The 26,331-nt window shown below is 52.8% G+C and carries 20 protein-coding genes; 6 read left to right on the top strand and 14 right to left on the bottom strand.

Going from position 1 to position 26,331, the window contains the following annotated elements; genetic code table 11:
• Positions 1-59 precede the first annotated feature (59 nt).
• Positions 60-539: an HTH domain-containing protein gene (locus CWC46_RS13205; RefSeq protein WP_021016103.1), complete on the top strand. Its 480-nt coding sequence runs from the start codon at positions 60-62 to the stop codon at positions 537-539.
• 124 nt (positions 540-663) lie between these two features.
• On the opposite strand, the gene CWC46_RS13200 is transcribed toward CWC46_RS13205, so the two are convergent.
• From CWC46_RS13200 to CWC46_RS13145, 12 genes are all read right to left on the bottom strand, one after another.
• Positions 664-2,265 (bottom strand): gamma-glutamyltransferase family protein, encoded by a 1,602-nt coding sequence (locus CWC46_RS13200; RefSeq protein ID WP_021016104.1) that lies wholly within the window; start codon positions 2,263-2,265, stop codon positions 664-666.
• Positions 2,266-2,279: 14 nt separating this feature from the next.
• Positions 2,280-3,152: an ABC transporter permease gene (locus CWC46_RS13195; protein ID WP_021016105.1), complete on the bottom strand. Its 873-nt coding sequence runs from the start codon at positions 3,150-3,152 to the stop codon at positions 2,280-2,282.
• 2 nt (positions 3,153-3,154) lie between these two features.
• On the bottom strand, positions 3,155-4,096 hold the full coding sequence (locus CWC46_RS13190) for an ABC transporter permease (protein WP_021016106.1): 942 nt from the start codon (positions 4,094-4,096) through the stop codon (positions 3,155-3,157).
• A gap of 15 nt (positions 4,097-4,111) precedes the next feature.
• A complete protein-coding gene (locus CWC46_RS13185; RefSeq protein ID WP_021016107.1) occupies positions 4,112-5,629 on the bottom strand; it encodes an ABC transporter substrate-binding protein in 1,518 nt (505 codons plus the stop codon).
• Positions 5,630-5,662: 33 nt separating this feature from the next.
• Entirely contained in the window at positions 5,663-6,721 is a 1,059-nt protein-coding gene (locus CWC46_RS13180) for an ABC transporter ATP-binding protein (RefSeq protein WP_021016108.1), read from the bottom strand.
• Positions 6,718-7,722 carry an ABC transporter ATP-binding protein gene (locus tag CWC46_RS13175; protein WP_021016109.1) on the bottom strand — a complete coding sequence of 335 codons (1,005 nt, stop codon included), beginning with the start codon at positions 7,720-7,722 and terminating at the stop codon, positions 6,718-6,720. Before CWC46_RS13175 ends, CWC46_RS13180 begins: the two co-directional genes overlap by 4 nt.
• Positions 7,719-8,441, bottom strand: a complete 723-nt coding sequence (locus tag CWC46_RS13170) for a FadR/GntR family transcriptional regulator (RefSeq protein ID WP_021016110.1) — start codon at positions 8,439-8,441, stop codon at positions 7,719-7,721. Before CWC46_RS13170 ends, CWC46_RS13175 begins: the two co-directional genes overlap by 4 nt.
• Before the next feature lie 371 nt (positions 8,442-8,812).
• A complete protein-coding gene (locus CWC46_RS13165; RefSeq protein ID WP_021016112.1) occupies positions 8,813-10,537 on the bottom strand; it encodes an ABC-F family ATP-binding cassette domain-containing protein in 1,725 nt (574 codons plus the stop codon).
• Between the two features lie 336 nt (positions 10,538-10,873).
• Positions 10,874-11,725: a DeoR/GlpR family DNA-binding transcription regulator gene (locus tag CWC46_RS13160; protein ID WP_021016113.1), complete on the bottom strand. Its 852-nt coding sequence runs from the start codon at positions 11,723-11,725 to the stop codon at positions 10,874-10,876.
• A gap of 192 nt (positions 11,726-11,917) precedes the next feature.
• On the bottom strand, positions 11,918-12,550 hold the full coding sequence (locus tag CWC46_RS13155) for an HAD family hydrolase (protein ID WP_021016114.1): 633 nt from the start codon (positions 12,548-12,550) through the stop codon (positions 11,918-11,920).
• Entirely contained in the window at positions 12,540-14,057 is a 1,518-nt protein-coding gene (locus CWC46_RS13150; protein WP_021016115.1) for an FGGY-family carbohydrate kinase, read from the bottom strand. The genes CWC46_RS13155 and CWC46_RS13150 overlap by 11 nt, the downstream gene beginning before the upstream one ends.
• Positions 14,058-14,081: 24 nt before the next feature.
• Positions 14,082-14,882 carry a BtpA/SgcQ family protein gene (locus CWC46_RS13145; RefSeq protein ID WP_021016116.1) on the bottom strand — a complete coding sequence of 267 codons (801 nt, stop codon included), beginning with the start codon at positions 14,880-14,882 and terminating at the stop codon, positions 14,082-14,084.
• Positions 14,883-15,097: 215 nt separating this feature from the next.
• Between CWC46_RS13145 and CWC46_RS13140 the strand changes: the two genes are divergently transcribed.
• The 5 genes from CWC46_RS13140 (at position 15,098) to CWC46_RS13120 (ending at position 20,230) form a co-directional block, all read left to right on the top strand.
• Complete coding sequence (locus tag CWC46_RS13140) at positions 15,098-15,898, top strand: SDR family NAD(P)-dependent oxidoreductase (protein ID WP_021016117.1); 801 nt, start codon at positions 15,098-15,100, stop codon at positions 15,896-15,898.
• A 125-nt stretch (positions 15,899-16,023) separates the two neighbouring features.
• Positions 16,024-17,148, top strand: coding sequence for an ABC transporter ATP-binding protein (locus CWC46_RS13135; RefSeq protein WP_021016118.1), 1,125 nt, complete (start codon positions 16,024-16,026; stop codon positions 17,146-17,148).
• Positions 17,149-17,159: 11 nt separating this feature from the next.
• A complete protein-coding gene (locus CWC46_RS13130; RefSeq protein WP_021016119.1) occupies positions 17,160-17,960 on the top strand; it encodes a carbohydrate ABC transporter permease in 801 nt (266 codons plus the stop codon).
• Between the two features lie 62 nt (positions 17,961-18,022).
• Positions 18,023-19,297, top strand: a complete 1,275-nt coding sequence (locus CWC46_RS13125) for an extracellular solute-binding protein (protein ID WP_021016120.1) — start codon at positions 18,023-18,025, stop codon at positions 19,295-19,297.
• A 3-nt stretch (positions 19,298-19,300) separates the two neighbouring features.
• Positions 19,301-20,230 (top strand): carbohydrate ABC transporter permease, encoded by a 930-nt coding sequence (locus CWC46_RS13120; protein WP_021016121.1) that lies wholly within the window; start codon positions 19,301-19,303, stop codon positions 20,228-20,230.
• A gap of 147 nt (positions 20,231-20,377) precedes the next feature.
• Here CWC46_RS13120 and CWC46_RS13115 read toward each other — a convergent pair whose 3' ends face one another.
• Both CWC46_RS13115 and CWC46_RS13110 read right to left on the bottom strand, forming a co-directional pair.
• The gene (locus CWC46_RS13115; RefSeq protein ID WP_021016122.1) at positions 20,378-20,800 is read right to left on the bottom strand and encodes a type III secretion system chaperone; all 423 of its coding nucleotides are present in this window, start codon (positions 20,798-20,800) and stop codon (positions 20,378-20,380) included.
• A 33-nt stretch (positions 20,801-20,833) separates the two neighbouring features.
• A complete protein-coding gene (locus CWC46_RS13110; RefSeq protein WP_021016123.1) occupies positions 20,834-25,843 on the bottom strand; it encodes an AvrE-family type 3 secretion system effector in 5,010 nt (1,669 codons plus the stop codon).
• Positions 25,844-26,331: the final 488 nt, after the last annotated feature.

The raw sequence follows: 26,331 nt of genomic DNA, 5'->3' as shown, positions 1-26,331 counted from the left end.
GTATACCTGAATATGAGCAACAGCACTCCCCTTAAATTGACGACAGGCACTGAATAATCATGCAACTCAGCACCCGACAAGCACGCATTTTCCGATTGGCGATCCTGTTGAGTTCCAGGCACCCTGTATCGGCGAAGAAAATCATCACTCAGCTTGCCTGTTCAGAACCCACATTAACGCGTGCCCTGAAAGAGCTACGAGACAGTTATTCAGCCGATATAAAATACAGTAAGGCGACGCATACTTATCAACTTATCGAGTCAACGCTGCTGGATAAAAAAGCCTTAAAATGGATGAATGATGTATTAACCGCGAGTGGAGAGCCAAAGTCAGGAGATGTCGTGAGACAAGTATCTCTGGACAAAGAAAAAAAGAAATCTGTCTCGCTCTCTCTACGGATGTCAGTGTTAAGAAGAATCGACCAATTGGCCATTCTCGCCAACACCACCCGCAGCGATGTCGTGGAACTGTTAGTAGACCAACATATTGCAGCGTTATCCTCTTCACTAATACCAAAGGGTCAACAGGCGCAAAAGTAACGTTGAGCTCTCTCCGTCAAGATAGATGACGCGGCGTGCCCTGAAGGTTAGTCTTCTGGACACCCGGCGACGTTGGCTTGACACTTAACGGCGAGCTCAACGTCAGACCCCATCGGATAACACGTCAGAACACCAACGCCTGACCATCCTTGCGGCTTTCGGTGGCGGCAATATAACCGCCGTGCGGATTGCGCATCACTACTTGCGCACCGCCAAAACTGTAGGTTTGCAGCGGATCTTCCACCACCACGTCATGACCCATGTCGCGCAGCGCTGCCAGTGTATTACGTGCCAGCGACGGCTCCACTACCACCCGACGCCCCTGTTCCACCCGCCAGCGTGGCGCATCAATCGCCGCCTGCGGGTTCTGACCGTGCAACATGATGCGCAATGCCATCTGCAAATGTCCCTGCGCCTGCATCGGTCCCCCCATCACACCAAACGACATCAGTGGCTGGCCGTGCGTATCCAGTGCAAACGCCGGAATAATGGTGTGGAAAGCACGTTTTCCGCCCGCCACCTGGTTCGGATGTCCTTCCTCCAGCACAAACCCCGCGCCGCGATTTTGCAAGCTGATGCCGGTGCCAGGCACCACCACTCCGGAGCCGAATCCCATATAGTTGGACTGAATAAACGACACCATCATGCCACTGGCATCGGCGGTAGACAGATATACCGTACCGCTCTGGTTGGGGGCGCCAAAGGTGAAATCACCGGCCTGTTGCAGATCAATCAGCGCCGCGCGCTGTTTAAGATAGTCATCACACAGCAATTTTTCAGCCGGGAATGCCATGTGTTCGGCATCCGCCACATAACGATCCAGATCCGCCAGCGCCAGTTTCATGGCTTCAATCGACAGGTGCAGCCACTGTACGGAGTCCGGCACGTAGCGACCGATATCCCACTGTTCGAGAATGCCGAGCGCGATCAATGTCGCAATACCTTGTCCGTTGGGCGGTAATTCATGCACCGAGCCACCGGCAAACGACCGGGACAGTGTCGGCACCCAATCGGCACGGTGGCGGCTCAAATCCGCCAGCGTCAATGCCGCCTGATGTTCATCGGCAAACGCGGCGATCTTATGAGCCAGCTCTCCGCGGTAAAAAGTTTCGCCGTTGGTGGCAGCGATTTTTTCCAGCGAATCCGCCAGATCGGGATTACGGAAGATCTCGCCCGCTCGTGGTACACAACCTTGCGGCGCAAAACAGGCACTGAAACCGGGCTGATCATGCAACTTGTCATAACCACGCTGCCACAGATGCGCGATCAGCGGCGACACCGGAAAACCCTGGCGGGCATACTCGATTGCCGGTTGCGCCAGCGTGGTCAGTGGTAATGAACCAAAACGTTCCGCCAGCGCCACCCAGGCGGAAACCACACCCGGCACAATCACCGACTCCCAACCCTTTTCAGGCATCTTTGTCAGGTGAGAAAAGCGCTCGGGTGACCAGGCAGCCGGAGACCGACCCGAGGCATTGAGCGCATGCAGTTGCTGCCCGTCCCAGACGATGGCGAACGCATCACTGCCAAGACCATTCCCCGTCGGCTCCACCACCGTCAGCGTCATGGCGGTGGCGATCGCCGCATCTACGGCGTTACCACCGGCCAGCAACATGCGCAACCCAGCCTGTGCCGCCAGCGGTTGCGACGTTGCCACCGCGTTATCCCCCATCATCGGTACACGCCAGGACGGATACCCTACGGAAAAATCAACAGCTCCACTCATTTTGGTTCCTTTTATCAGTCGTTACGCGGATCAAGCGCATCTCGCAGTCCATCACCCAGCAGGTTGAAACCCTGCACCGTGAGAAAAATAGCCAGCCCCGGAAACACCGACATCCAGGGAGACTGTTCCATATAGCCTTTGGCCGTATTCAACATCGCGCCCCACGACGGCGCAGGCGGCTGCTGTCCCAGACCAAGAAATGACAGGCTGGCCTCGGTGATGATCGCCGCCGCAATCGCCAGCGTCGCCTGCACCAGAATCGGCGATAACACATTCGGCAATACGTAGCGCAACACAATCCAGCGGTCTGGCAGACCGATAGCCCGTGCGCTATCGATATACTCTTCGTTACGGATCGCCATTACCTGCCCGCGGGTCAGACGAGCAAAAATCGGCATCGCCGACAACCCGATGGCGATCATGGCATTACTAAGGCTGGGGCCAAGAAATGCCCCCAACGCAATCGCCAGAATCAGGAACGGACATGCCAACAGTGCTTCAATCACCCGTGAAATCACACCATCCCACAGCTTCTGCCAGTAACCGGCAATCAGTCCCAGCGGCACGCCGATCACCAGCGCAATCATCACCGAGACCCCCCCGGCCAGTAATGAGGTTCGCGCTCCCCAAATCAGACGGGAGAGGATATCGCGCCCTAGCTCATCAGTACCCAACCAGTACAACGTCGATGGCGGCTTGCGCACCGCTAAAAAGTTGGTCTTAATCGGATCAAACGGCGCCAACCAGGGGGCCAGCAGTGCCAGCGTTATAAACAGCGTGACAATCACCGCTCCCGCCAGCGCACTTTTATTGCGCAAAAACTTGCCAAGCACCCTACTGCGCGGTTTGCGCAGCACAGCGTTATAGGAAACCAGCGCATCACTCATCGTCAGCCTCGCATTTTCGGGTTAATCAGCAGGTACAGCACGTCCGCCAGTAGGTTGAGTAACAGGAAACTGATCGCCACCACCATCACCACCCCCTGCACTACCGCATAATCCCGATTGAACACCGCATCGACAATCATCTTGCCAAAACCAGGTAGGGTGAATACCTGCTCAGTGAGCACCGCCCCACCCAGTAGTTCACCAAACAATAACGTGGTCAGGGTGATCACCGGCACCAGCGCGTTGCGAAACGCATGCTTGAGAATCACCCTACCCGGCAGCAATCCCTTGGCACGGGCGGTACGGATGTAATCTGCCTGCAACACGTCGATCATCGCCGCCCGGGTATGGCGCATCAACGTCGCCGCCAACCCGGTGCCTAACACCAGCGCTGGCAGTAGTAATGTTTTGAGGTTCTGCGCCAGATCCTCTCCCGGCGGCACATAACCGGAGGCCGGCAACCATTGCAGGTGCACTGAAAACAGCATAATCAGTAAGATCCCCAGCCAGAAATGCGGTACCGATATGCCGGAAAGCGCCAGCAGATTGGTAGTGCGATCGACCCAGCTGTCCTTGCGTACCGCCGCGATAATGCCGGCACTGATACCCATCGTCAGCGCCACCAGCATCGCCAGCAGCGACAACTCCAGCGTCACTGGCAACTTACTGGCAATCAACGTCGTTACCGGCTCTTTGGTGCGTAGCGATATTCCCAAATTTCCCTGTAGTGCATCCTCTATCCAGTAAAGGTACTGCGACGAGAGGGGATCATTTAGATGATAAGCTTCCCTAAGTTGCGCGATCACCGCGGGATCCCGCTCCTCACCCGCCATCGCCAGCACCGGATCGCCCGGCAGCAGTTTCTGCAAAGCAAACACCATGATACTCACCAGTAACAGCGTGGGGATTGCCAGCAACAGACGCTTCCCAATCAACTCAAGCATGGTCGCTCCCCGCCATCACGGCGCCATTTTTACACCGGCAAGCCGCACCAGTCCGTCCGGTGATGGCGTAAATCCGGTGAGTTTTTTGGTCATACCAAAAATACGCGGCTCGAAATAGAGGTAGGCCAACGGCATATCTGTCTGTAGCTGGGTCACTACCTTGGCATACAATGCTTGACGCTTCGCCACATCGTTAGCCTGACGCGCTTCGATCAGCCAGCTATCCACGAGCGGATTGCTGTAGTGACCATCATTCAACCCACCTTTGCTATAGATGAAGGAGAAAATATTGCCATCTGGATCTGGCCGACCGGACCAGCCCGACAAGCTAATCTGAAAATCGCCGCGTTGCTGGCGATCCAGCAAGGTGGCGAACTCGCTCATCTGCAAGGTCACATTGAACCCGGCCTCGCCAGCCATGGCCTGAATCACCTGTCCGACCTGCTGTGCGGTAGGATTATTGGTTACCAGCAGCGTCACATTAACCGGTGGTTTCACGCCAGCCGCCGCCAGCAACGCTTTGGCTTTTTCCACATTTCGTGCCGCCACCGGGAGGTTGACATGGTACGGGCTGACCGGTGAAAACGCCTGATTGGCCGGCGTGAACAACCCTTCAAACACCACCTGATTCAGCGCTTCTCGGTCAATAGCCAGCGAGAAGGCTTCACGCACCCGGGCATCTTTGGCAAAGGGATTAGCCGTATTCGTCTTGCCGTTGGCAATGTTAAAGGTAATGCCTTGATACCCCAGTCCGGTGACTTTCTCCAAGCGCAGAGCCGGATTGGATGCCACCGTCTTCACGTCGCTAGGTCTGATGCCTTCGGTCAAATCCAGATCACCCGCGCGCAGATTCGCCAACCGCACCGAGGCATCTGGAATTGGCAGGAAGATCACTTTGTCAAAATGGTAGGCCGCTTTGTTCCAGTAGTTATTAAAACGCTTAAGTACAATGCGATCCTGCTGAACGCGGCTTTCAAAGGCATATGGCCCGGAACAGACTGGATGCATGGCAAAATCCGGTTTGGCTGCCGCTTGCGGTGCCAGCATGGCTCCGGCACGATCGGTCAACTGACTGAGCAACGCGGCATCCGGGTTTTTAAGGTGAAACATCACCTGATATGGCCCGGTCACCTCGATACGCGCCACAGAAGACAGTTCGCTTTTACGCAGCGACCCCGGCAGCGTCATCGCCCGATTGATGTTGAACTTCACCGACTGCGCGTCGAATTTCTCACCATCCTGGAAGGTGACACCATGGCGCAGGTTCATGGTCAACGTCTTACCATCGGCGCTCCATGACCAGTCAGTCGCCAGTCCCGGCACGACCTTCAGATTTTTGTCCACATCCACCAGACGGTCACACATCGCCGCAAACACAAAACGGCCGTAGTAGGTGCGCGCCAGATGAGGGTCCAGCATGTCTGGATCGGCCCCCAGCCCGATACGGATAATGCTCTCGGCCTGTGCGGCCGCACCGGTGCCCAGCAGCAGCATGCCACCGAGTATACTCAACAGGGTATGACGGGCTTTCATCACTATGCTTCTCCAAACGGGTTAAGGTTGCGATTACTGACGAACCGCCTGCTCGAACAGCGAGCGACGGCGTAAAAAAGCGGCAGACGGCGGTGCGATAGTGATAACGCCACGGTCAGTTTGCAGTTCCCGCCAACGATGGCAGGCGACCAGCCGTCCGCCAGGTAATATCTGTGCGATCGGCTCACGCTGACGGCACTCGTCACGAACGTGGGGGCATCGGGTATGAAAACGACACCCCGTCGGCGGCGCGGCAGGGTTGGGCAGATCCCCTTGCAACACCGGCAATACTCTGTCGCTACCGGGCTGCAATCGGGGTGCCGACGCCATCAACGCCTGGGTATAGGGATGTAGCGGCGCATTGAACAGATCGTCCACCGGCGCCAGCTCAATGATCTGACCGAGATACATCACTGCGACCCGATCGCTCATATGGCGGATCACTGCCAATCCATGTGCCACGATAATCAGCGTCAGCCCAAACTGGGTTTTCAGGTTCTCCAGCAGATTCACCACCTGCGCTTGCACCGACACATCCAGCGCAGAAACCGGTTCGTCGCCCAGTAGCAGTCTGGGGCCGGAGGCTAACGCCCGGGCGATACCGATACGCTGGCGCTGTCCACCGGAAAACTCGTGTGGATAACGTGACGCCCATGCTGACGGTAACCCGACCGTACGCAACAATGCATCCACCCGTGGCCGGCGCTCCGCCCGCGACAGCGATTCGTGCAGCCACAGCGGTTCGCCCACCAGGCTTTCTACGGTCATACGCGGATTGAGCGAAGCAAACGGGTCCTGAAAGATAATTTGCAGTTCTCGGCGTAACTGGTTGAGGCGCGCACCGCTGGCATGGGTGATTTCCTCCCCCTGATATAACACTTGCCCGGCGGAAGCAGGCAACAAGCGCAGCAACAGCCGTCCTAACGTAGACTTGCCCGATCCGGATTCACCGACAATCGCCAACGTCTCCCCGACCCTGACCTGTAGTGAAATGCGATCTACCGCCGTCACCTCTTGATTACGCTGGAACAGTCGCGCCGGTCCGGGGAACGTTTTGCTGAGATCGCGACATTCGAGAATCAGTTGGGTCATGGGTTTATCTCCGGGGTGACATGGGTTTCCAGCGGGGCACGGAAGCAAGCCACCGCGTGCTGATCGCTCACACTGTGCAGCGGTGGTTTTTCCTGATGGCACCCCTTCAGCGCAAACGGGCAACGGGTGGCAAACCTGCACCCCGCTGGCATCGCTTCCGGCAACGGCACCTGTCCGGGAATAGTGGACAGCGCGTGCTGGCGTGTTCCCATACTGGGGATCGCCCCCATCAGTCCAATCGTGTAAGGATGTTGTGGATCGTCAAAGATGTCGGCTACCAGGCCGGTTTCCACCACCTGCCCGGCGTACATCACCGCGACTCGTTGCGCCACTTCCGCCACCACGCCCAAATCGTGGGTGATCATCAGCACCGCGGTGCCGGTTTCCTGCTGTAGTTGTCGCAACAGCGCCAGAATCTGCGCCTGGATGGTGACATCCAACGCGGTGGTCGGCTCATCGGCAATCAGCAGCGTGGGTCGGTTGATCAATGCCATGGCGATCATCACTCGCTGACGCATGCCGCCAGACAACTGGTGTGGATAGGAACGCAGACGCATCTCCGCCGCCGGAATCTGTACTTTCTGCAACATCGCCCGCGCCCGTTCCATCGCCTCTCGGTGGCTAACCGCATGATGTCGTAACACCGCCTCACTCAACTGATCGCCAAGAGTGAACGCCGGATTAAGCGAAGTCATCGGCTCCTGAAATACCATCGCCAACTGATTACCGCGTAAATCGGCGTATTGCCGGGCCTGTAGCGCACGTAGATCCTGCCCGTTGAAGACCATTTCTCCGCTGATGATATGTGCACTGGTCGGCAATAGCCCCATCAGCGCCAGCGAGGTGATACTCTTACCGCAGCCGGACTCCCCCACCAACGCCAGCGTCTCCCCCGCCTGTAATGTCAGAGTGATGCCATCCAGAACCGTGACGGGAGAACCCTGAAACTGCACCTGTAGATTACGCAGGTGCAGAACCGGCACCGGGTTAGGATGCGTCATAATTGTTCCTCATCATCATTGCAGTGAATCGCATCCATTAACGCCTGTTGCAACGACAACAGATGTTCTCGCATAGCTGCGGCGGCCTCCGTTGGCTGACGAGCAGCGATATGCCGCACCAGTCGCTGATGATGCTGGTCGTAGTGAACAAGACGCGATGGCGTACGCGCTTGAATGCGCAGATGCTGCCAGTCCGGTTCACGCCGAATGGCGTCAATGGCGTCAAACAAACTCAGCATCAGACGATTGCCTGCCGCTTCCGCAATAGCACGGTGAAAAGCGCTGTCCCACAGCTCATGTTGGTCGCCATCGTCCGGCGCGATCGGTTGCATACGTTCCTGTAAACGCGACATCAACGCAATTTGCTCTTTACTGGCCCGTAACGCCGCCAATCGCGCCAATCCCGGCTCCAGTTGCAAACGGGCTTCCATGACCTCCAGCAAATTCGACTGCTGCGGCAGATCCTGTAGTACCAGCGGTTGTACCGGCGCTGCCGGGCCGACAAAAGTCCCTTTGCCCTGCTTGCGCCAGATACGTCCTTCCTCTTCCAGCACATCCAGCGCCCGCCGGATCTCTCGCCGCCCGACACCAAACAGCTCCGCCAGCTCGCGCTCGGTCGGCAGCGGCTGATCAGGTCGGTCGTCATGCTGTTGAATCAGCTGACGCATTTTTTCCAGTGCGGAACTGGAATTCGCCCTCAGACCATAAGAACCAGTCATAATTGGTTCATTCCCCCTTTGTCTTATTTCATCCCGTCATTACGCATTTTTCGACTTCTCAATGTGTTATCACCGTTTCCGTATGTATAAATAACAGGCAAATTTCGAACCAATTGTTTATTGGTTCAGAAAAAGCTATGGCTGATTTCGATAGCGTGATGAAAAGTAAGGGAAAGCTTGCTACCTATTGATAGCCGACCTGAATAACAGCACCGTCCTCATGCAATGCATGTGCACAGTGCTGGAGCAAGGAAATCAAGCGATAAAAGGATGATGGTGCAGAAAGGCAGAGAGCCTGTTTTCGATTCTGTGTAGTCTCCGAATGGAGTACAACATAGATGAATCCCCCTCTACTCGAGGGGGACATTTTATTACTCCAGCGCCAGTCGCGTTTTGATCGTTGCTATCTCCTTACGCCACTGTACTTGCAATGCCGGTTTTTGATGTTTCTCCTTGCGAGACAGATCATCTGCCAGCGTCTTCTCAAGCTCGATCAATCGCTCCAGTAGCCTATCCTCATTATGACAGGCATCCTTTATCACTGGTGGTATTGGACTTACTGCCTCAACAGAGATGGGAGATAGGGTGCTTAAGCGTTCATATACGCGATCAAGGTCATGCCACTCGCTCAGCATACCGTTATCAATCAGCCAGAAGCGATTGCAACTCTGGCTCATCAACACCCGGTCATGTGTCACCAATAACACACCACCGGCAAAAGTTTGCAGCGTCTGCACCAGCGCCCCTTTGCCTTCAATATCCAGGTGGTTGGTTGGCTCATCCAGCATTAACAACGAATAGCGCGCCAGAGACAGTCCCACAAACAGTAATCTTGAGCGCTCGCCACCGCTTAAAGTATCAACAGTCTGCTGATGACGCTCCCATGGAAAACCGGCACTGATAAGCGCCATTTTTCTATCATGTACTCGCGGAGCGAAAGGTTCCAAAGCATTGAGCAGTGTGTCCTCATCACGCAGCTGATGCAGCGTTTGGTCGTAATAGCCCATATCGACCCGCGGATGCAGGCGAATGGCATCGCCACCAACCGGTTGCTGATACTGTCGCCATAACAGACGCAATAATGAAGACTTACCACAGCCGTTACGACCGATAACGGCCACCCGATCACCACTTTTCACGCGCTGTAAGGGCAAGGTAAAAAGCGTTGAACTGTCAGGCGATGGACTCACTTGTAGGTTTTTCATTTCCAACAAACGATCGGCTGGCAGGGCTTCACCATGCAGCGTCAGCTGCCACTGGCTGCCAGCCGTCACGTCTGTTTGTTCCTGCTTTAGGCGTCCAATCTGCTTTTCCATTTGCTTGGCTTTGCGTGCCAAATCTTCGTTATCGTAGACTTGGCCCCATATCGCCAGCCGTTTAGCGCTGGCGGTGATGCGATCGATCTCTTTTTGCTCCGCTTTTTGCCGCAACGCGTCGCTGCGGTCACGTTCGGCCAGAGCGTTACGCGCGGCGGTACAAGGCAGTGCAAAAAAGTGCAAAGTCTGATCACGCAGGATATAACTGCCGTTCGTGACGTTATCCAGCAGTTGACTGTCATGAGAGACCAGCACAAAGCTGCCGTTCCATTGTTGCAGGAACTGTTCAAGCCACAATAATGTTGGTAAATCCAGATGATTGCTCGGTTCATCAAGCAACAACAAATCCGGTGTGCTGATTAACGCCCTGGCCAGCAACAAACGGGTATGCTGCCCACCACTTAAGGTTCCAGCGGCGAGACGCCAGTCCTGATCGCTAAAACCCATGCTGGCGAGTAAAGCTTCCGCCCGCCAACCTTCGCTGGCTCGCTCAGCCTCAGAGAGCTGTATCAGAACCGCATCCAGCATGGTCAGAGAATGCAACGCCATCGGAAAATGTTGCTCAACGCGGGCCAACAGACAGTGGTTTGCCTTGGTCACGCAGCCACTAGTCGGCGAGAGCGTGCCGTCGAGCAGTTTTAACAGTGTACTTTTACCACAACCGTTATGACCGATAAGTCCCAGGCGGTCGCCTTTACTCAAGGTGAGGGAGATATCAGTCAGCAGTGGACCGAAAGGCGTATCAACACAGAGAGATTGTGCAGTTAGTAAAGTGCTCATTGCTTACTCAAAAGTTATAGGTACAGCAGTACCTCGTCAAACATCGCTGACGATAACCCGGTAAGCCCGAGGGAAGGAGATTAGTGGTTTGCTTCGCTCAAGCCGAAGTTATCGCAGCACGATACCGATAACGCTTGAGCTATGGCAATTACCAAAAGGATGTGAAGTGTTAAACAATTCACAGCGCAGCATAGTGATCCTCCTTGTATTCCGTTAGTTAATGGACAAAGGGATTGTAGCGACAATATTTGCTTCTTGCCACTATGCCCTGCTCCCGCCAAATGATGGCCATAACCATAACTACGCTCAGACTGGATTGCAAAATGGGGGCCAAGTCTATTTCGCAATCAATACCTCAACCTTAGCGACATCAAGCGCCGTCGCCAGCGCTGGCGGTGGTGCAATATCCGTGATCAGCATATCTATATTCTGCAACGAAGCGATATGTACTAGCGACATATGCTGGAACTTGGCTGAATCACACAGCACGACTTTGTAACCTGAACGCCGCAGGTAAACGCGCTTCATTTCCGTTTCTTCAAAAGAACTGTCGTACAATCCCGCACCGGTCAACCCCGCAACGCTGGTAAACGATACATCAAACCAGAGCTGTTCGAACTGTGCGAGTGCTGAAGGGCCCACAATGGCCATTTCGTCCTGCCGAACCAAGCCACCGGCCAGATAAACATCAGGCAATGCATCGCGCTGGCCCAAAATATAAGCCACCCGGATGCTGTTGGTGAAGATTTTCATTCTGCCGCAATGGAGAAGGCGTTCCGCCAACATCAGAGTCGTGGTACCAATATCCAGCGCGATGGTTAGGTGTCGGCTGGCAATTACCGCCGCTGCCGACGCAATCCTCGACTTGGCGTCAGCACGCAGTTGCAGTCGCTCCTCAAAGTTGGCTGGCTCATTATCCATAACTGTCTGACTTTCTGTTGCGGGCAGCACCGCGCCACCATGAACGCGCAACAGCCGGCCTTCAGTTTCCAGCTCTATCAGGTCACGTCGCACTGTCATTTCTGATACGTTCAGTGTTTTGGAAACATCGCTAACCGTAACGCTACCCTTCCCAATCAACGCTTCCAGAATATGATTTTTTCTCTCCTGAGAAAGGTAGCGCGGACGGACAGAGCCGCCATTTTCCTTAAATTCATCACCTGCCACTGCGATATGCCTCTCGGTCATTCATCAAATCCGTTAGAAATGAGCGGCGACGTTATTTGAATGCCGCTCTCCGGGCATTTAATTCTATGGTAGATTAACATTTTTTAAAACCAAAAAATGTTCGTTTTTGTTTGATTTATGGCGAGAGATGGAAGATTCTGGTGCGGAAATTGCCCCATCCTGATGCATACAACTCGGAATGGGGCAAATAGATCATTCTGATAAAACGAGCGCAGTGATGTTACTCAGGTCCTTAACGGCAATGCTGCCGGGATGCAAAGGCGCGCCTTGAGTATAACTGACGACAGTCAGCCCGGCGGCACAAGCCCCCAAAACGCCGGTTACACTGTCTTCCACCGCCAGCACGTCGCCCGGCGTCAAATCGAAAAGCGTCGTCGCCAGGCGGTAAGGTTCGGGATCAGGTTTGCCCGCGCTGACATCATCCAACGTCACTAAAAATTCCATCATGTCCAGCACCCCGATGGTGCGCAGATTAGCCTCCACAATACGTCGAGATGAATTGGAGACACTGGCCTGCCGAATACCGTTATTTCTGAGTGTGACAATAGCGTCCTTTCCATGCGCTATCGGCACCAATTCATCGCTGCGAGCGATGTAATAATCTTCAATAGCGGTCAACCACTCCTGTTGAGCCAGATCCTCAGGCAGGCGCGCGCGTAATATGTGCCAAACATCGTTGATGTGCACACCGCAAAAGCGAGACTCTGTAATATCACTGAGATCGACCCCATAGCGTGAGCACACGGCCAGTAATGCACGATGATGCAGCGGTTCACTATCAACCAGCGTACCGTCCACATCCCAGGCAACAGCTTTAAATTTCATTAAACCCTCGATGCGTGAGCGGTTTGCAACTTTCATACAGCGCTCTGAACAGCCGATACCCCTCACGATAGCAGACCTCATTATCAGGATTCGGCATAATAACCTCGCTGAAGTGAACAAATTCACTGGCACCGTTCCAGTCTTCGCTGACCCCGACACCCATCGCCGCAGTCCAGGCCGCCCCAAGACAGGAGCCGGGATGTCCACTAAGGCGCTGGAGCGGAACCATCAGCACATCAGCGACAATTTGCATCCATAGCCGACTGTGGGAACCTCCATCCGAGACGATAAAACGCGTAACCGGATAGCCGATATCACGCAGCGTCTCTATATGATGGTAGATGGCATAAGCATATGCCTCAAGCAGTGCACGCCAGAAATGGCCGCCATTGTGTGATAGCGTCAGCCCGAAAAACACCCCACGAGCCAGCGGATCGTGTAATGGGGTTTTTTCTCCCAGGAAATAGGGCAAGCACAGCAATCCGTCCGAACCTGCCGGTTGAGCTGCGGCCAGTGTGTCGAGATACTGATGGAGGGACAGCCCTTGCGCTGTCGCGGTGGCCAGATGCTGACCCGCAAAATTATCCGCGAACCAGTTCAGGGCGGATCCACCGGTAGACATACAACCATTGGGCATATAAAGCCCCGGGATAAGATGGTAATCAAGATACAGCCGCGGGTCGGGTCGAATCGTTGATGATGCGGTCAATACATCAACCGAGCCACCAAATTTCAGCAGAATATCGCCCGGATGTGTCACACCCGCGCCTAGTGCCGACGCTATCATATCAGCCGCGCCGCCAACAACTGGCGTACCGGCCATCAGCCCGGTGCAACGCGCCGCCTCTTCTGTCACTGCACCGATGATCTGATCAGATTTGACCAGTCGGGGCACTGCATCACGGTGTAAATGTGCGAAGCTCACCAGTTGGTCGTCAATCTCATCGGTGACTACATTGACCAGACCGGCTTCCAGCGCCCAGTTTTGCTCAATGCATCGCTCACCAGTCAGCTTCCAGTTAATAAAATCATAGGAGCCGAACACGGTGGCGATACGCGCAAACACATCGGGTTCATATTGCTCCAGCCAGCGAATTTTGGCACCAGCCAGTTGCTGGTTGATACCATTCCCCGCCTGACGGATAAACGCATCAGCATCCACTTCCCCACGCATCTGATCCACCTGCTCGCCACAACGCCCGTCACTTTGCTGAATACTGGGGCGCAGCAACTGGCCACTATCATCAAGCAAAACAATTGCTGGCAGCATGCCGGTAACGCCAATTCCGGCAATGTCTGCGGGTACAACGTCGTTTTTTTGCAGCAGCTCCCGAGTGATTTCCCCCAGGTTTTTCCACCATTCGTCAGGAGACTCTTCCGTCCATCCCGGTTTCGGGGAGGACAACGTCACCGGACGGGAGACAATGCCCAGCACGTGATCCGGTAAACGAATCAGTATGCCGATAGTCGATGTCGTTCCAATATCAATACCCAGTAAACAGCTCATACAACCTCCTGTATTTGCTGGCTATTAACGTTGACGTTCAACCACATCCATAAACCGTTTCACACGATCACCGTCTACGGTGTTCCACGTACATCCATCAACTTTAAAGTGCGTGCCGATAATCACGCCAGCGGCCATTTTCAGGATATCACTGACGTTATCAATGTTAGTGCCAGTGTTGGCAAATACCGGTACATCCTGCACCGTTTCGCACACTTTACGCAGGTTGGATTGATCCGCCGGTTCGCCGGTGATGGGACCGGAAACCAGAATAGCATCAGCCATTGAGGAGAATACGGCACTGCGTGCGCGTAACTCGATGGGACGGCTATCGAGTGAGTGCGCGAACTCCGCGTTAATATTGAAAAGCAGCTTCATGTCATCGCGCCCCAGGTTGTGACGCAGTCGGGATGCGGCGGCGCAATCTGGAGCCCAGACCCCCATATCAGAGGCGAACACGCCAGTGAAAATTTCACGTACGAAGCTGGCCCCAGTGGTGGCGCCAATAGCGACACTGGCTTTCGGGTCCCACAGATAGTTAACACCAAATGGCACTTTCAACACCGGTTTTACCGCCTGAACAATAGCTGACATCGCCGCGACGCCTTCCAACGCGGCGTTAAATACGTACGGACGATCGTTCTCATTGCCAAACATAATGGCGTCGACCCCGCCCTCTTGTAACTTCTCCACATCGCTTAGCACATCGTCGATAAGCCGGTTAATACCTCCGTCGGCGTTATAAAGCGGCGTTCCAGGCAGCGCACCAATGTGAGCCATAGCGATAACTGCTTTTTTCTTGCTACCGAAAAAATCGAAAATCATGACGTACTCCAGATAGTTAACAGGGGACTGGTCAGTCCCTTAAGGAATTAGCTGACACGGATCGCATACGCCATACCGTGCGATCATGGATAATGTAAACAAATACAAACATAATTAACACATAATATGAAGATAAATGTTTTAATCAAGTTAATTTTGTTTTGATTTGTCCGTTTTAATAGTGTAATAAATAATCATCACCGGAGGAAAAAACGATGAACAACGTATTAGCAGTGCCTGGATATTACCCAGGATTGAAGGGGAAAACGGCGATTGTCACTGGCGGCGCCACCGGTATCGGGCTGGCAATTGCCCGCACGTTACTGGCTCAGGGAATGACTGTCGCCATCGGCGATATAAACGACATGGCGGCCAAAAACGCGGCTGCATCATTAGGTGACCACTGTTTCTCTTTCGGCATTGATGTGCGTTCCCGTCAGTCGGTTATCGAGGGATTTTCCCAGGTAACGGCAATGCTTGGTGGTTATCAACTGTTAATAGCCAATGCGGGCGTTTCCACCATGCAGCGTGCGCTGGATATCACCGATGAAGAGTGGGATTTCAACTTCGATGTCAATATTCGCGGTATTTTTCTTACCAATCAGATAGCCGCTCGTCAGTTCGTACAGCAAAAACAGGGCGTTATCGTGAATACCGCGTCACTGGCCGCGAAAGTTGGCGCACCATTGCTGGCACATTACTCCGCCAGCAAATTCGCGGTATTGGGCTGGACTCAGGCTTTGGCTCGCGAGCTGGCTGTTGAGGGCATTCGCGTGAACGCTGTTTGCCCGGGATTTGTTAAAACCGGCATGCAAACACGAGAAGTCGAATGGGAAGCTACACTGCGTGGTATATCACCCGAACAGGTTGTTCAGGATTATATCCGTCAGACACCGCTCGGCCGGCTTCAGACGCCGGAAGATGTCGCCGATGTGGTGGCGTTTCTGAGTTCAGATGCCGCCCGTTTCATGACGGGCCAGGGTGTTAACGTGACCGGTGGTGTATACACCGGTTAAACGCACAAATACAAACAACACGTTGACAGCCATGTCTGACATCAAACTGGATTCATCAACATTATCAGGCAGGATCGGAAGCCCGGTCGGCCTGAACATCACGGGTATGACAGAGGTATAAGAGCATGGCATCCATTGAGTTGCAGAGCGTTTCAAAAGCCTATAACAACAGTCAGTACAGTGTACGTGATGTGAATTTGAAAATTCGCGATGGGGAATTTGTCATTTTCCTCGGTCCTTCTGGTTGCGGGAAATCGACTACGTTGCGGATGATTGCTGGTCTGGAAAGCATCAGTGAAGGCGCTTTACTGATCGATGGGCAAAATATGAACAATGTCGCGCCACGCGACCGCAATATTGCGGTTGTCTTTCAGAGCTACGCGCTCTACCCGCATATGACGGTGGCGGAGAATATGGCTTTTGGCCTGAAGATGCGCGGAACGCCAAAAGACGTCATCGAATCGAAAATCGCTGAAAGCGCGGCGTTACTGGGTCTGGATAAGCTGCTTCACCGCAAACCGGCAGCGCTATCCGGTGGCCAGCGCCAACGTGTCGCCCTGGGGCGCGCCATTGTGCGTGAACCACAGGCCTTCTTACTGGACGAACCACTCTCCAACCTGGATGCCCAATTACGTGCGGAAATGCGCCGTGAGCTAATTAAACTACATCGGCGGCTCGGCAAAACCATGATTTATGTCACCCATGATCAGGTTGAAGCCATGACGATGGCGGATCGTATCTGCATTATGCGTGATGGCTATCTGATACAGATCGGCGCGCCACTGGAGGTTTATGAAAATCCGGTTAACACCTTCGTGGCCAGGTTTCTTTCCTCCCCACCCATCAATCTGCTGGCCTGCACCGTTACCGAAATCGACAGCACATTATGGTTACAACTCAAAGACGGTCCAATGCTGAAAGTTGCTGATCACATGTATGCCGATTATGCACACCTTCGGGGGAGGAAGATGATTATGGGTATTCGCCCGGAAGATTTTCATGCGCATCAGCGTCAACCCTACTGGCAGCCGGTGAACCTGAACGTTACCTCGGTCGAGTCCCTTGGGGCCGATAATATCGTCAGCGGCATGATAGATGGCATACCGGTCATCGTCCGACTGGATCAACATAGCCGACCACGAATCGATGACGCTATTACCGTCTATATGGATCCCAATCCGCTGCACCTTTTTGATCCGGATTCAGGGAATGTGGTGCCACGTCACCCTATTTCTCATCCGCAGAACTGAGGGCTCCCGACATGTTACGTAAATTTGGATTGCATCTTGGCCTGATCTTCGCCTGCCTTCTGGTGGTCGCCCCTATTATCTGGATCGTCCGCACCAGCCTGGTGCCGGAATCAATGTCCTACAGCAGCGATATCTTTCCGGGTTTCTCTGCTGAAAATTATGTAGGTTTGATAGGAAGCAACCATTTTCTCACCCATTACGGCAACAGCCTGATCGTTTCCTTTTGTTCTGTTTTGCTGGCAATGCCGTTTGCCGCAGCGACTGGTTATGCCTTTGCCCGCTTCAAGACTGGCGGTAAGTCGGCCCGATTTATCATGCTGGCCACACAGATGCTGCCAGCCGTAGCGTTGGTTCTACCGGCCTTCGCGGTGCTGCGCTCACTGGGACTGACCAATTCACTGATCGGTCTGACCCTGGTTTATACCGCACTCAACCTGCCCTTCCTGACCTGGATTTTAATGGGGTTCTTCGAGGGGATACCGGTCGATCTTGAATGGGCGGCGATGACCGATGGCGCCACCGCCTGGGGGGCATTCTGGCATATTGTACTGCCGGTCTCACTGCCGGGTCTGGCCGCCGCGGGGGTGCTTGGTTTTATCCTGTCCTGGAACGAGTTTCTCTTTGCCTTGGTGCTGAGCGGCCCGCAAACCGCCACCATACCAGTGGCGCTTGCCGCCTTACAAACCTCGAATGGCATACAGATAGGTAAAGTCTCGGCCGGCATAGTATTGGCCATTCTGCCGCTGATTATCGCTTCACATTTTATCCAGCGCTACATCGTCAAAGGGTTGACCTTTGGTGGTGTGAAATAACCAGACGCGCTTTTGTAACCACCGCCGTTAGCATCCCGGCATTCATATACCAGGAGTTATTTATGTTTAACAAGACAAAGACAGCATTGTTATCCGGTTTGATTTTGTCAGGGCTTTGCTCAACGGCGCAGGCAAAAGAGATCGTATTACGGGCCCTGATGGAAGATGTTCCCGAAACCACTATTATCGAAAAAATGTTGCCTGAATTCGAGAACAAATATCACATCAAAGTGGAGTTTGAAAAAATCGGTTACGGCGATATGCACGACAAGCTGGTTCCACAGCTTATCTCGCCACAGAGCTACTATAACCTGCTTGAAGTGGATTTTCTGTGGGCCGGGGAGTTCTCTCGCGCCAACTGGCTGACCGATCTGACGCCCAGGGTGAAAAAATCGGGCTTTGATATATCGGCATTCATTCCATCAACGGTAAAACTGCTCAATACCGACCCGAAAAAGATCGAGCTTATCCCGATGTATAACTACTCCATGGGGATGATTTACCGTACCGATATGCTTAAAGATAAGCACTTGCAGGCCAAATACCAGGCCACCTTCAACAAACCGCTGGAACTGCCAAAAACGCTTGATGACTATGTCACCCTGGTGAAATTCATCAAACAGCAAACGGGCAACCCTGGCGCTGCCATGCAGGGACAGCGCGGCGATCCAAACAGTATGGAATTCTCCAATTACCTGTTTAGCGCGGGCGGCGACTATCTGAATGCCGATAATAAGGTAGTGCTCGACAACGCCGCGGGCAAAAAAGCCATGGGCCTTTACGTCGATGCCATCAAAAACGGAGCACAAACCGGCGCCTTGTCCGCCACCCTGGACGATACCATTCGTCTGATGTGCAGCGGCAAGGCTTTCAGCATGGTCTCTTACTGGTGGATGCTGCCGACGCTCGACAATCCGAAAACCTGTCCGGCGGTGGCGGGGAAACTGGCGCTAAGCACCATGCCAGGTGGACACGGCGAGAGCGGCGGCTGGGGATGGGGCATACCCAAGAACACCACGGATAAAGAAAAAGCCGCCGCCTGGACGTTTATTCAGTGGGTGCAAAGCAAAGACATCAGTACCGCTCGGGCACTTGAAGGACATGCGCCGGTACGTGCGGATGTCTATAAAGATGCCAGCGTATTGGCAAAATACCCTTACTACGCTGATGCAGAAAAAGTAGTGGCTTCCGGTAAATCATTCCCGATTTTTACCTATTCAGCTAAATATGAAGACGTATTGGGCACGGCGTTGTCCCAGGTCGCTGGCGGTAGCAGCACGATCGATGACGCACTGACGCAATCCGCCGATCAACTTAAAAAACTGATGAAGAAATAAGTGATGATGCCGATCAGAACCTCTTATTCAACGGCGAATACCATCAAGCCCGGTCAGCTTTCCCGCATTGACCGTTTTCGTCTGACAGGATGGGCATTCGCCGCGCCGGGCATGACGACGTTAGCTATTGTGCTTGGTTTTCCGGTGGTGTATGCCATCATGCTGGCCTTTTCATCCTACACGTTGCTGGCTCCGCATATGGCGCCCTTTACCGGGTTGGAAAACATCATCTCTGTCCTCAGTGATGAGGCGTTCTGGTCTGCGGCCTGGCTGACTATACGGTATTCGGTGTTGACTGTATCCGGCGAATTTATCATTGGTCTGGGCATAGCATTGATGCTCAACCGGGTGGTTAAAATGCGCCCGGTCTATTTTGCCCTTCTGACTATCCCGATGGCGATGTCGCCGGTCAGTGTGGCGCTGATATGGCGTATGCTGCTGCAACCGAACCTCGGGATAGTTAACCACATGCTGCAAAGCGCCGGTCTACCCGCTCTGGATTGGCTGGGCAACCCGACGCTGGCGTTCTGGACCATGGCCGGTATTGATATCTGGCAACAGGTCTCATTTGTCGTGCTGATCCTGGCTGCCGGTCTGGCAGCCTTACCCAAGGATCCCTACGAGGCGGCGGAGATTGACGGCGCACGCCGATGGCAGCAGTTTTGGTATATCACGCTGCCGATGTTACGTCCTGTCTCCGCCATCGCCGTGGTTATCCAGTTGATTAATGAGCTAAGAACCTATGATCTTCCCTATATCCTGACGCGAGGCGGTCCGGGGTCGGCAACCGAAGTGCTGAGTTTCTTTGCCTATCGCCGCGCTTTCCTCGGGCTGACCATCAACGAAGGTGCCGCCGCCGCGCTAATGCTTTTACTGATCGTTTTAATCATGTCAGTTATCTTTTTCGCCATGCTTGAACGACGTCGACAGTGAAAGCACTAACGCTGAGCGCACCAGGGCATTCTGGAGATAAACCCTTGCAGGAAGAGGTTGGATTTCATCACGGGAACATCATCCGGTGACGAAATCCAACAATACTATTCGCCAGGTATCGGGTGATACGAGACCTGATGGCGATTCTCAGGCTGCTCGTGTTTTTTCCAATAATGAAGCGATAAAACTCTGCGTCTCTTTCACCTGCTGAATAAAACCGGACAAGATAGCGCTAAACCTGGCTTCATCCAGGGTTGCCAGTGAATGTTGGGCGCAAAGACGTAGATTGTAATATTCATCCAGCGCCAGCCAGCAGCCGCGCATCGCCGCCATTTCAAAGTTCAGTTGCAGCATCAATTTATAAACAACCGGGTTCTCTTCCCCTTGCAGGTTCAGTATCTGGCAATGAACCAGTAGACTATCGCCATGTTCCGGTACTTCAATGACTGCGGCTTCCTGACCATCATCGCCAAGCAGAACACAAATACCCTCATTAAGCGTGATTTCCGTCCGGCAGGAACGGCCAAAGTAATGCAGCAAATGAGCCGCTCTCTGTTGTGCTGATGTCATCATTTCTCTCCTGTTGATAGCCCCTGAAGCCACTTAGTTTTTAGCAAGCTCAATGCTTTCTTTTTGCAAATCATGCAGTGCATTCGCGACTTCTGGTGCCGCTTTGGCAATGCTGCCTTCCAGACTATAGTTGCGCGGCGTCTCCTGATTCTGTCCGTAGCTGAAGTTAACTTTCCCCAACAGTTTGCTCATGGAAACATTGGCACTGCTGGCACCGCCGAGTAGTGGCATGGGGATCGTCAATCCCTCTTTTTTGCTTACTGTCTGGTTAAGTTCGATAGAGGCTATTCGCAGGTTATTACTGTCTTTGAAAATACCCTCCAGATCCTTCTTGCCCAGGCTGCTTTCCTGAATGCCTTTTTCTACCTTCGCTTTTACATCATCTTTTAATTCCAGCGTGACACTGGCGGTTGCATTACCTAGCGTTTGCATATGGTTAATCACTGCTTTTAATGCCGGGTTTTCATTCATAAAACCCTTAATCCGGTCCGCATTAGTTGGCGGTAAATTATCGCTAACCAGACGGTGTAACGCATGCAGAATGCCATTACTGTCGAGCTTCGACAGGTTGGTATACGTCGTGACATAGCTGGATCCGGACAGTACAATCCCCTGTTTTTTGGCGGTTTCATGCTGACCGGTGCTTTGTTTCAGACTTTGCAACGCCGCATACTGAGCGTCATCATCAGGGGTTTTGACTGCACAGTGTTTGTTCAAAATGGCCAGTTTTTCATCGGTATCCGTCAAGGTGTTTATGCCTTTCAGCACTTGAGCAGTTTCCGGGTCACTAAACGCTTTCCCTAATGATGTAATCAATTTTTCCACCTCTTTACGCTGTAATGGCTCCGCCGCTTTCACCTGCATAGTGATGCTATGGTTGGTTTTGGCATCAACCGAGATGGTCCCAGAAACCCCGGTTGCCGTTCCTATCGGCCATACCCCATTTTTATCGGAATGCGCCATCCCCACATACAAGCCGGCGTTAGCACCAGCCGACGCCTGATTAAAGAAACGGGCCCGATTGTTGGTCGTCGAATTTTTTTCGGTAAACTCGCCTCGCAACGTGCTGTGTTCATGGGTGGCCGATAACAGGTTACTGCCAACACTGATGCCGACCGACGCCCTGGCTGTTACTGAGTCAGGTGAAGCCCCGGTATTAGTAAGATTTACACCAGCTCGTCCATCCAGTGTGGCACCAGCATCAACGTTAAAACTCATTGAAAAACCTTCTTGTACCAGATGCTGAGTCCCTTTCTCTGCCAACGTCATCGGATTAAGCATGCCTTTTGACAGCGAATCGATGAACTCAGGCAACTCGTCTTCAGACAGGGTAAATGTCAGCCCATTCTGTGATACGGAACCCGCACTGGCAGCAACGCTGGCACCAGCGCGCAGATCGAACGTGAGGTTATGTTCCTTATCCAACGCGACAGTTTTTTGGGTATCAATGGGTTGATAACCGGTTCCCACCGAAGCTTTGGCAGTCACTCCGCCGTTCCGGCCAAAGTTGACATTGATTCCATTATCACTGCGGGTAAAGCTCAGGTTATAGGTTCTGTCACCCGTCAACCCACCTCCTGGGACGATGGGAACGGGAAGACTTTTCAGTGCCGGCACATAGACCGTACTTAACCCGCCGTTATAGTTACGGCTAAAGCTCAGATTCTCCCCATTATTCAGCGACAAAATGGTGTCTTTCATTTTTTGCAGCAATTCTTTTTGGGAGTCAGCCTGCAATGCGGTGCGTGACGTCACACTAACGGCGTGGTTTTCATTCTGGAATGCTTTGGCAAAGGATCTGATCGCATCATAATCAGCTTCTAATGTTTTGAAGTTGGTAAAGCCCATGTCAGTCACTTTTTTCACTTCATTGCCGCCATATTGCTGATCACGCAGTTGAGTCAACGCGTCTTTCATCGGTTGCAAATCCGCAGCAGTGGGATTTTTCCCTGACAATGTTGCCAGTTGGTCAGTAACCTTATGCAGATCGCCCACGGTGAGGGTATCCAGTACCAGACGGGATTTGGTCAACGCCATCGGGTCATGAATATCACGATGCGAGCTGGTCGCCACCTTGTCACTTTGGTAGCTCATATCCACATTTTTCATCACAAACTGTTTAAGTAGACTGATAGCCTTACTGTTTTGTGACGGCGGATTAACCAATATGGCTGTTATCAACGCTTCGCTGAGATTTTTACCGGAACGCTGCGGATTAATCCCCTGCACCAGTGATTTAATGGCGGACGGCGTAAAATCATGATTAATCCGGCCATCGTCTTTCACCAGTCCCTGATGTTTACCCAGCATCAGCGCCGACCTGGCCGAACTGGTTTCCAGATCGTTATGGAAAGACTTTAGTTCTTCATGCAACGCTTTCCCCTGTTCACCCAGATCAAGCATATCCAGTTTGGTTTTCAAATCCTCAGCTACAGGGGGTTTGGTGCGGTTATAGGGTGCATTGGCACTTTCCAACTGTTTAAACAGAGAGGCCTGGGTATCATAAAGCGGTTGCAAACCCTCCCGACCGGTAAAGTGGTGTTTAATACTGTCCCCGATGTTTTCAGGCGTTTCCTTGATAAGTCCAAATACATGAGCACGCACACGATCAGTGAATTTACTTTCCAGCTTGGCGCTTTCCTGTGACATCTTGCCAAATATCTGGGCCGAGCCGGTCAGTGTCACGCCCGTTCCGGGCAGACGTACCGTTTTGGTCGCGTCAGCCAGACGGTTGTAAACCGTTTCTGCCTCACGAGGTTGCGGCGCTGTCGTAGTCTGGTTCCCGCCACTTTTCGCTTTCCACCCACCGGGGGTTAAGTTGTGCCCGGATCCATCGATTGTCGAAGCAAGGACTTCATGATTTTTAGTGCTGCCAAGTCGATCGATTTTGCCCTCTGCCGGTGTCTCTACCGGTTGCCAACGGGCCGTGCTGCGGGTTTGGGCCTCACCCTGCCAATCGTGACTCGCCAGTGTGAATATTCGACCCTCTTTATTCAGCGCAAACAGATTGTGATCTTTATCCAACGTCAGATCTTTAACATCCCCTTCAAGCCCGGCCGTGGGCAATGACTGGGAAGGGACGGCAATTCTATCCATGCCCGGTTTTAGCTGATGTAACTGAAGTTCACCTTTACTATTAGCGGAAATGTATTTGTTGGCATTAATCACCGCCATGGAGATAACACCACTGTCTTTCTCTAACCCCGGCAGTGCTTCTCCCGCAGAGGGAGTATTGCGGGCCTGGCTAAAAGCAAACACATTGTTGTGTCCATGCTGGACGCTGTCAGCTTGTTGATTGATAGAAAGCTTTTTGACCTGACCGCCATCAAGCACATAAGCCTGGTTATCCAATCCTCGTTTTAATTGACTGGCCCCCACATCCGTTTTCGTCCAGCTCTGGGTGGTATTGTCCATGTAATGCACTTTGCCTTCATGCAAGGCCATGGTGCCCAGGCGCCCCATGTCCAGCATTTCATGTGCAGAAGGCGGTGCTTGATCCAACCCTTTTTTATTATCTACCGTCAGTGAATCACTCAGATTCCAACCTGGTTTGAATCCGGCCTGCGGATTATCGCCCATCGGGGCCAGATGTTTTTGTCCGGTCGCATCGCTCACCTGCGCATGAATTTTCCCCTGCTCATCGTTTACAAACCCCTGAACCTTGTGATCAACGCCCAATAAGGCATCCAGATCTACGCTGACATGTCGCTGTAATTGCACCATATGATCGCCGGCTTGGGGTAAGCTCCCGGTAAAAACATCGCCCTTATCATCCGCAATAAAAATTTTTTGTTCTGCCAGTCCAACGGCAGTGGCATTAACATGCTCACTGCCACGCTCCAGCGCTTGTGTACCCTCCAGCTTGAATTTTATTGATTGATGCAAATCCGGTGGTGCACTGGTTGAACGCAATAAACGTAGTTGCGGTAAGCCGATTTCTTTTGCCGTAAGTAGCGCCACTTGTCCTTGTGTATTAGCAGCATAGGATTTTATTTTGTCATCGAACTTTACTGACTCCTCTCCATCAGAGAGATTGCGTAGCGTATGAACGTCTTTTATGGCGTAAAGATTGCCGTCAGCCTGACGGGAAAGATGGTTATAGGATTCATCATTTTTTTTCTGCCATTCACCCGTCACATCATTTAACGCAAACAGCGTGTTTTCATGCAGTCGCAGACTCTCCCCACCGCCCTGGCTGGCCGTTTCCGGTTGCTGATAAATTCCGGTCAACAGTGAATGATGAAGTTTCCCCGGCAGTGATAATGTTTCCTGCAACTTTACAGGTACACCACTCCTGGGCTGCACCTGTAAGGTGATTTGCGCACTACCTTTGTCCACCTGTAACGCAAACGTCCCGCCTTTTTTATCCAGCTTCTGATCCAGTGCATATTTCGCCTCGCTGGGTTGGCTACTATGCAAGGCGGTAAATCCGTTATCGTGTTGTTGCAGACTAAACAGGTTCCCGCTTTTGTCCATCAACACATGTTGCAGGTTATCTGGACTGGAATACGCCGCAATAAATGGCTGGTCGTGTTTGCCCAGCGTTTGCTGCAACAAAGTTTTCACACTATCAGTAATACCAGCACCAAGCTCGAGCCTGCCTTTGCTATCCAGCGTTACCGGCGACGCTACGCCCCGCAACAAGGTAGCGTTTGTCCGGTCAGCCATCATCAGGCTACCCAGACTCGTCGAGGATTTTTTCTGCACACCTGAAATGCTGGCAACTATTCCCGGCTTTCCCGATTTTTCAGATTGATGCGTGCCAACTGTGTTATCTGACTTTTCGCCCTTCAGTAATTCCGTCCAAGCCCCTTTCAGATTAGAAAATCGGCCACGCTGCATCCCCTTATTTTCAGGCAATTGCATTTGCTGACTGACCTTCGGCATGCTGACACTGTGCATACCTTCCTTTTCCAAAGAAGCCGCCCCTTTCTGCGGTGTTAGCGCTGTTCTCCCCTGAGTCAACGGGGTGCTCTGAGATGAAGCAGGCTGAATTTCCTCTACAGGTTGCTGATGTTGAATATTATTGATATTGCCCAACATAACTGACTCCCGTCGCTGACATGGATTAGGGGGTGATTTGTCTGATAAGTGTCAGTCGATGACTATTGGTTCCCGTCGGATAAAAAATAGTGTTGTTACTTATCTGTCCTGAAACAGGAACCTACCGGCCATTTTTTTTACATAAAAGCAGCGAGCAAGCGCGTTTTGCTCGTTTTACACATACCGCGTTTTCACGAACGCGCATCTGCTTCTTTGTTTAAAAAGGCGAATTTATGGCTGACATTAATCTTTCATTGACACTTCCCAGTGCCGGTATGAGCTCATCAGGGCCAGGCGGCCTTGGCAATGTGGGGGGTCTGAACAACAATACCGGCCTTGGCGGTGGTCTTTCGCAGAGTAAATCAACCTCCCAGGAATCGCAGGTAGTTGAAGCGCTGGCAACCATCCTGGCTGCGTTGTTGCCCAACATGCTGGGTAACAGCAGTAATCAGAATGGCGCGACCAACCCATTGAGCCGCAGTAGTGAT

Source organism: Prodigiosinella confusarubida, from assembly GCF_002847015.1.
Lineage (GTDB): Bacteria > Pseudomonadota > Gammaproteobacteria > Enterobacterales > Enterobacteriaceae > Prodigiosinella > Prodigiosinella aquatilis.
This window is presented reverse-complemented; position numbering and strand designations above follow the sequence as displayed.

Excerpts from the sequence above, each read along its gene's own strand:
- CWC46_RS13205 (WP_021016103.1), top strand. The coding sequence starts at position 60 with ATGCAACTCAGCACCCGACAAGCACGCATTTTCCGATTGGCGATCCTG.
- CWC46_RS13200 (WP_021016104.1), bottom strand. The coding sequence starts at position 2,265 with ATGAGTGGAGCTGTTGATTTTTCCGTAGGGTATCCGTCCTGGCGTGTA.
- CWC46_RS13195 (WP_021016105.1), bottom strand. The coding sequence starts at position 3,152 with ATGAGTGATGCGCTGGTTTCCTATAACGCTGTGCTGCGCAAACCGCGC.
- CWC46_RS13190 (WP_021016106.1), bottom strand. The coding sequence starts at position 4,096 with ATGCTTGAGTTGATTGGGAAGCGTCTGTTGCTGGCAATCCCCACGCTG.
- CWC46_RS13185 (WP_021016107.1), bottom strand. The coding sequence starts at position 5,629 with ATGAAAGCCCGTCATACCCTGTTGAGTATACTCGGTGGCATGCTGCTG.
- CWC46_RS13180 (WP_021016108.1), bottom strand. The coding sequence starts at position 6,721 with ATGACCCAACTGATTCTCGAATGTCGCGATCTCAGCAAAACGTTCCCC.
- CWC46_RS13175 (WP_021016109.1), bottom strand. The coding sequence starts at position 7,722 with ATGACGCATCCTAACCCGGTGCCGGTTCTGCACCTGCGTAATCTACAG.
- CWC46_RS13170 (WP_021016110.1), bottom strand. The coding sequence starts at position 8,441 with ATGACTGGTTCTTATGGTCTGAGGGCGAATTCCAGTTCCGCACTGGAA.
- CWC46_RS13165 (WP_021016112.1), bottom strand. The coding sequence starts at position 10,537 with ATGAGCACTTTACTAACTGCACAATCTCTCTGTGTTGATACGCCTTTC.
- CWC46_RS13160 (WP_021016113.1), bottom strand. The coding sequence starts at position 11,725 with ATGACCGAGAGGCATATCGCAGTGGCAGGTGATGAATTTAAGGAAAAT.
- CWC46_RS13155 (WP_021016114.1), bottom strand. The coding sequence starts at position 12,550 with ATGAAATTTAAAGCTGTTGCCTGGGATGTGGACGGTACGCTGGTTGAT.
- CWC46_RS13150 (WP_021016115.1), bottom strand. The coding sequence starts at position 14,057 with ATGAGCTGTTTACTGGGTATTGATATTGGAACGACATCGACTATCGGC.
- CWC46_RS13145 (WP_021016116.1), bottom strand. The coding sequence starts at position 14,882 with ATGATTTTCGATTTTTTCGGTAGCAAGAAAAAAGCAGTTATCGCTATG.
- CWC46_RS13140 (WP_021016117.1), top strand. The coding sequence starts at position 15,098 with ATGAACAACGTATTAGCAGTGCCTGGATATTACCCAGGATTGAAGGGG.
- CWC46_RS13135 (WP_021016118.1), top strand. The coding sequence starts at position 16,024 with ATGGCATCCATTGAGTTGCAGAGCGTTTCAAAAGCCTATAACAACAGT.
- CWC46_RS13130 (WP_021016119.1), top strand. The coding sequence starts at position 17,160 with ATGTTACGTAAATTTGGATTGCATCTTGGCCTGATCTTCGCCTGCCTT.
- CWC46_RS13125 (WP_021016120.1), top strand. The coding sequence starts at position 18,023 with ATGTTTAACAAGACAAAGACAGCATTGTTATCCGGTTTGATTTTGTCA.
- CWC46_RS13120 (WP_021016121.1), top strand. The coding sequence starts at position 19,301 with ATGATGCCGATCAGAACCTCTTATTCAACGGCGAATACCATCAAGCCC.
- CWC46_RS13115 (WP_021016122.1), bottom strand. The coding sequence starts at position 20,800 with ATGACATCAGCACAACAGAGAGCGGCTCATTTGCTGCATTACTTTGGC.
- CWC46_RS13110 (WP_021016123.1), bottom strand. The coding sequence starts at position 25,843 with ATGTTGGGCAATATCAATAATATTCAACATCAGCAACCTGTAGAGGAA.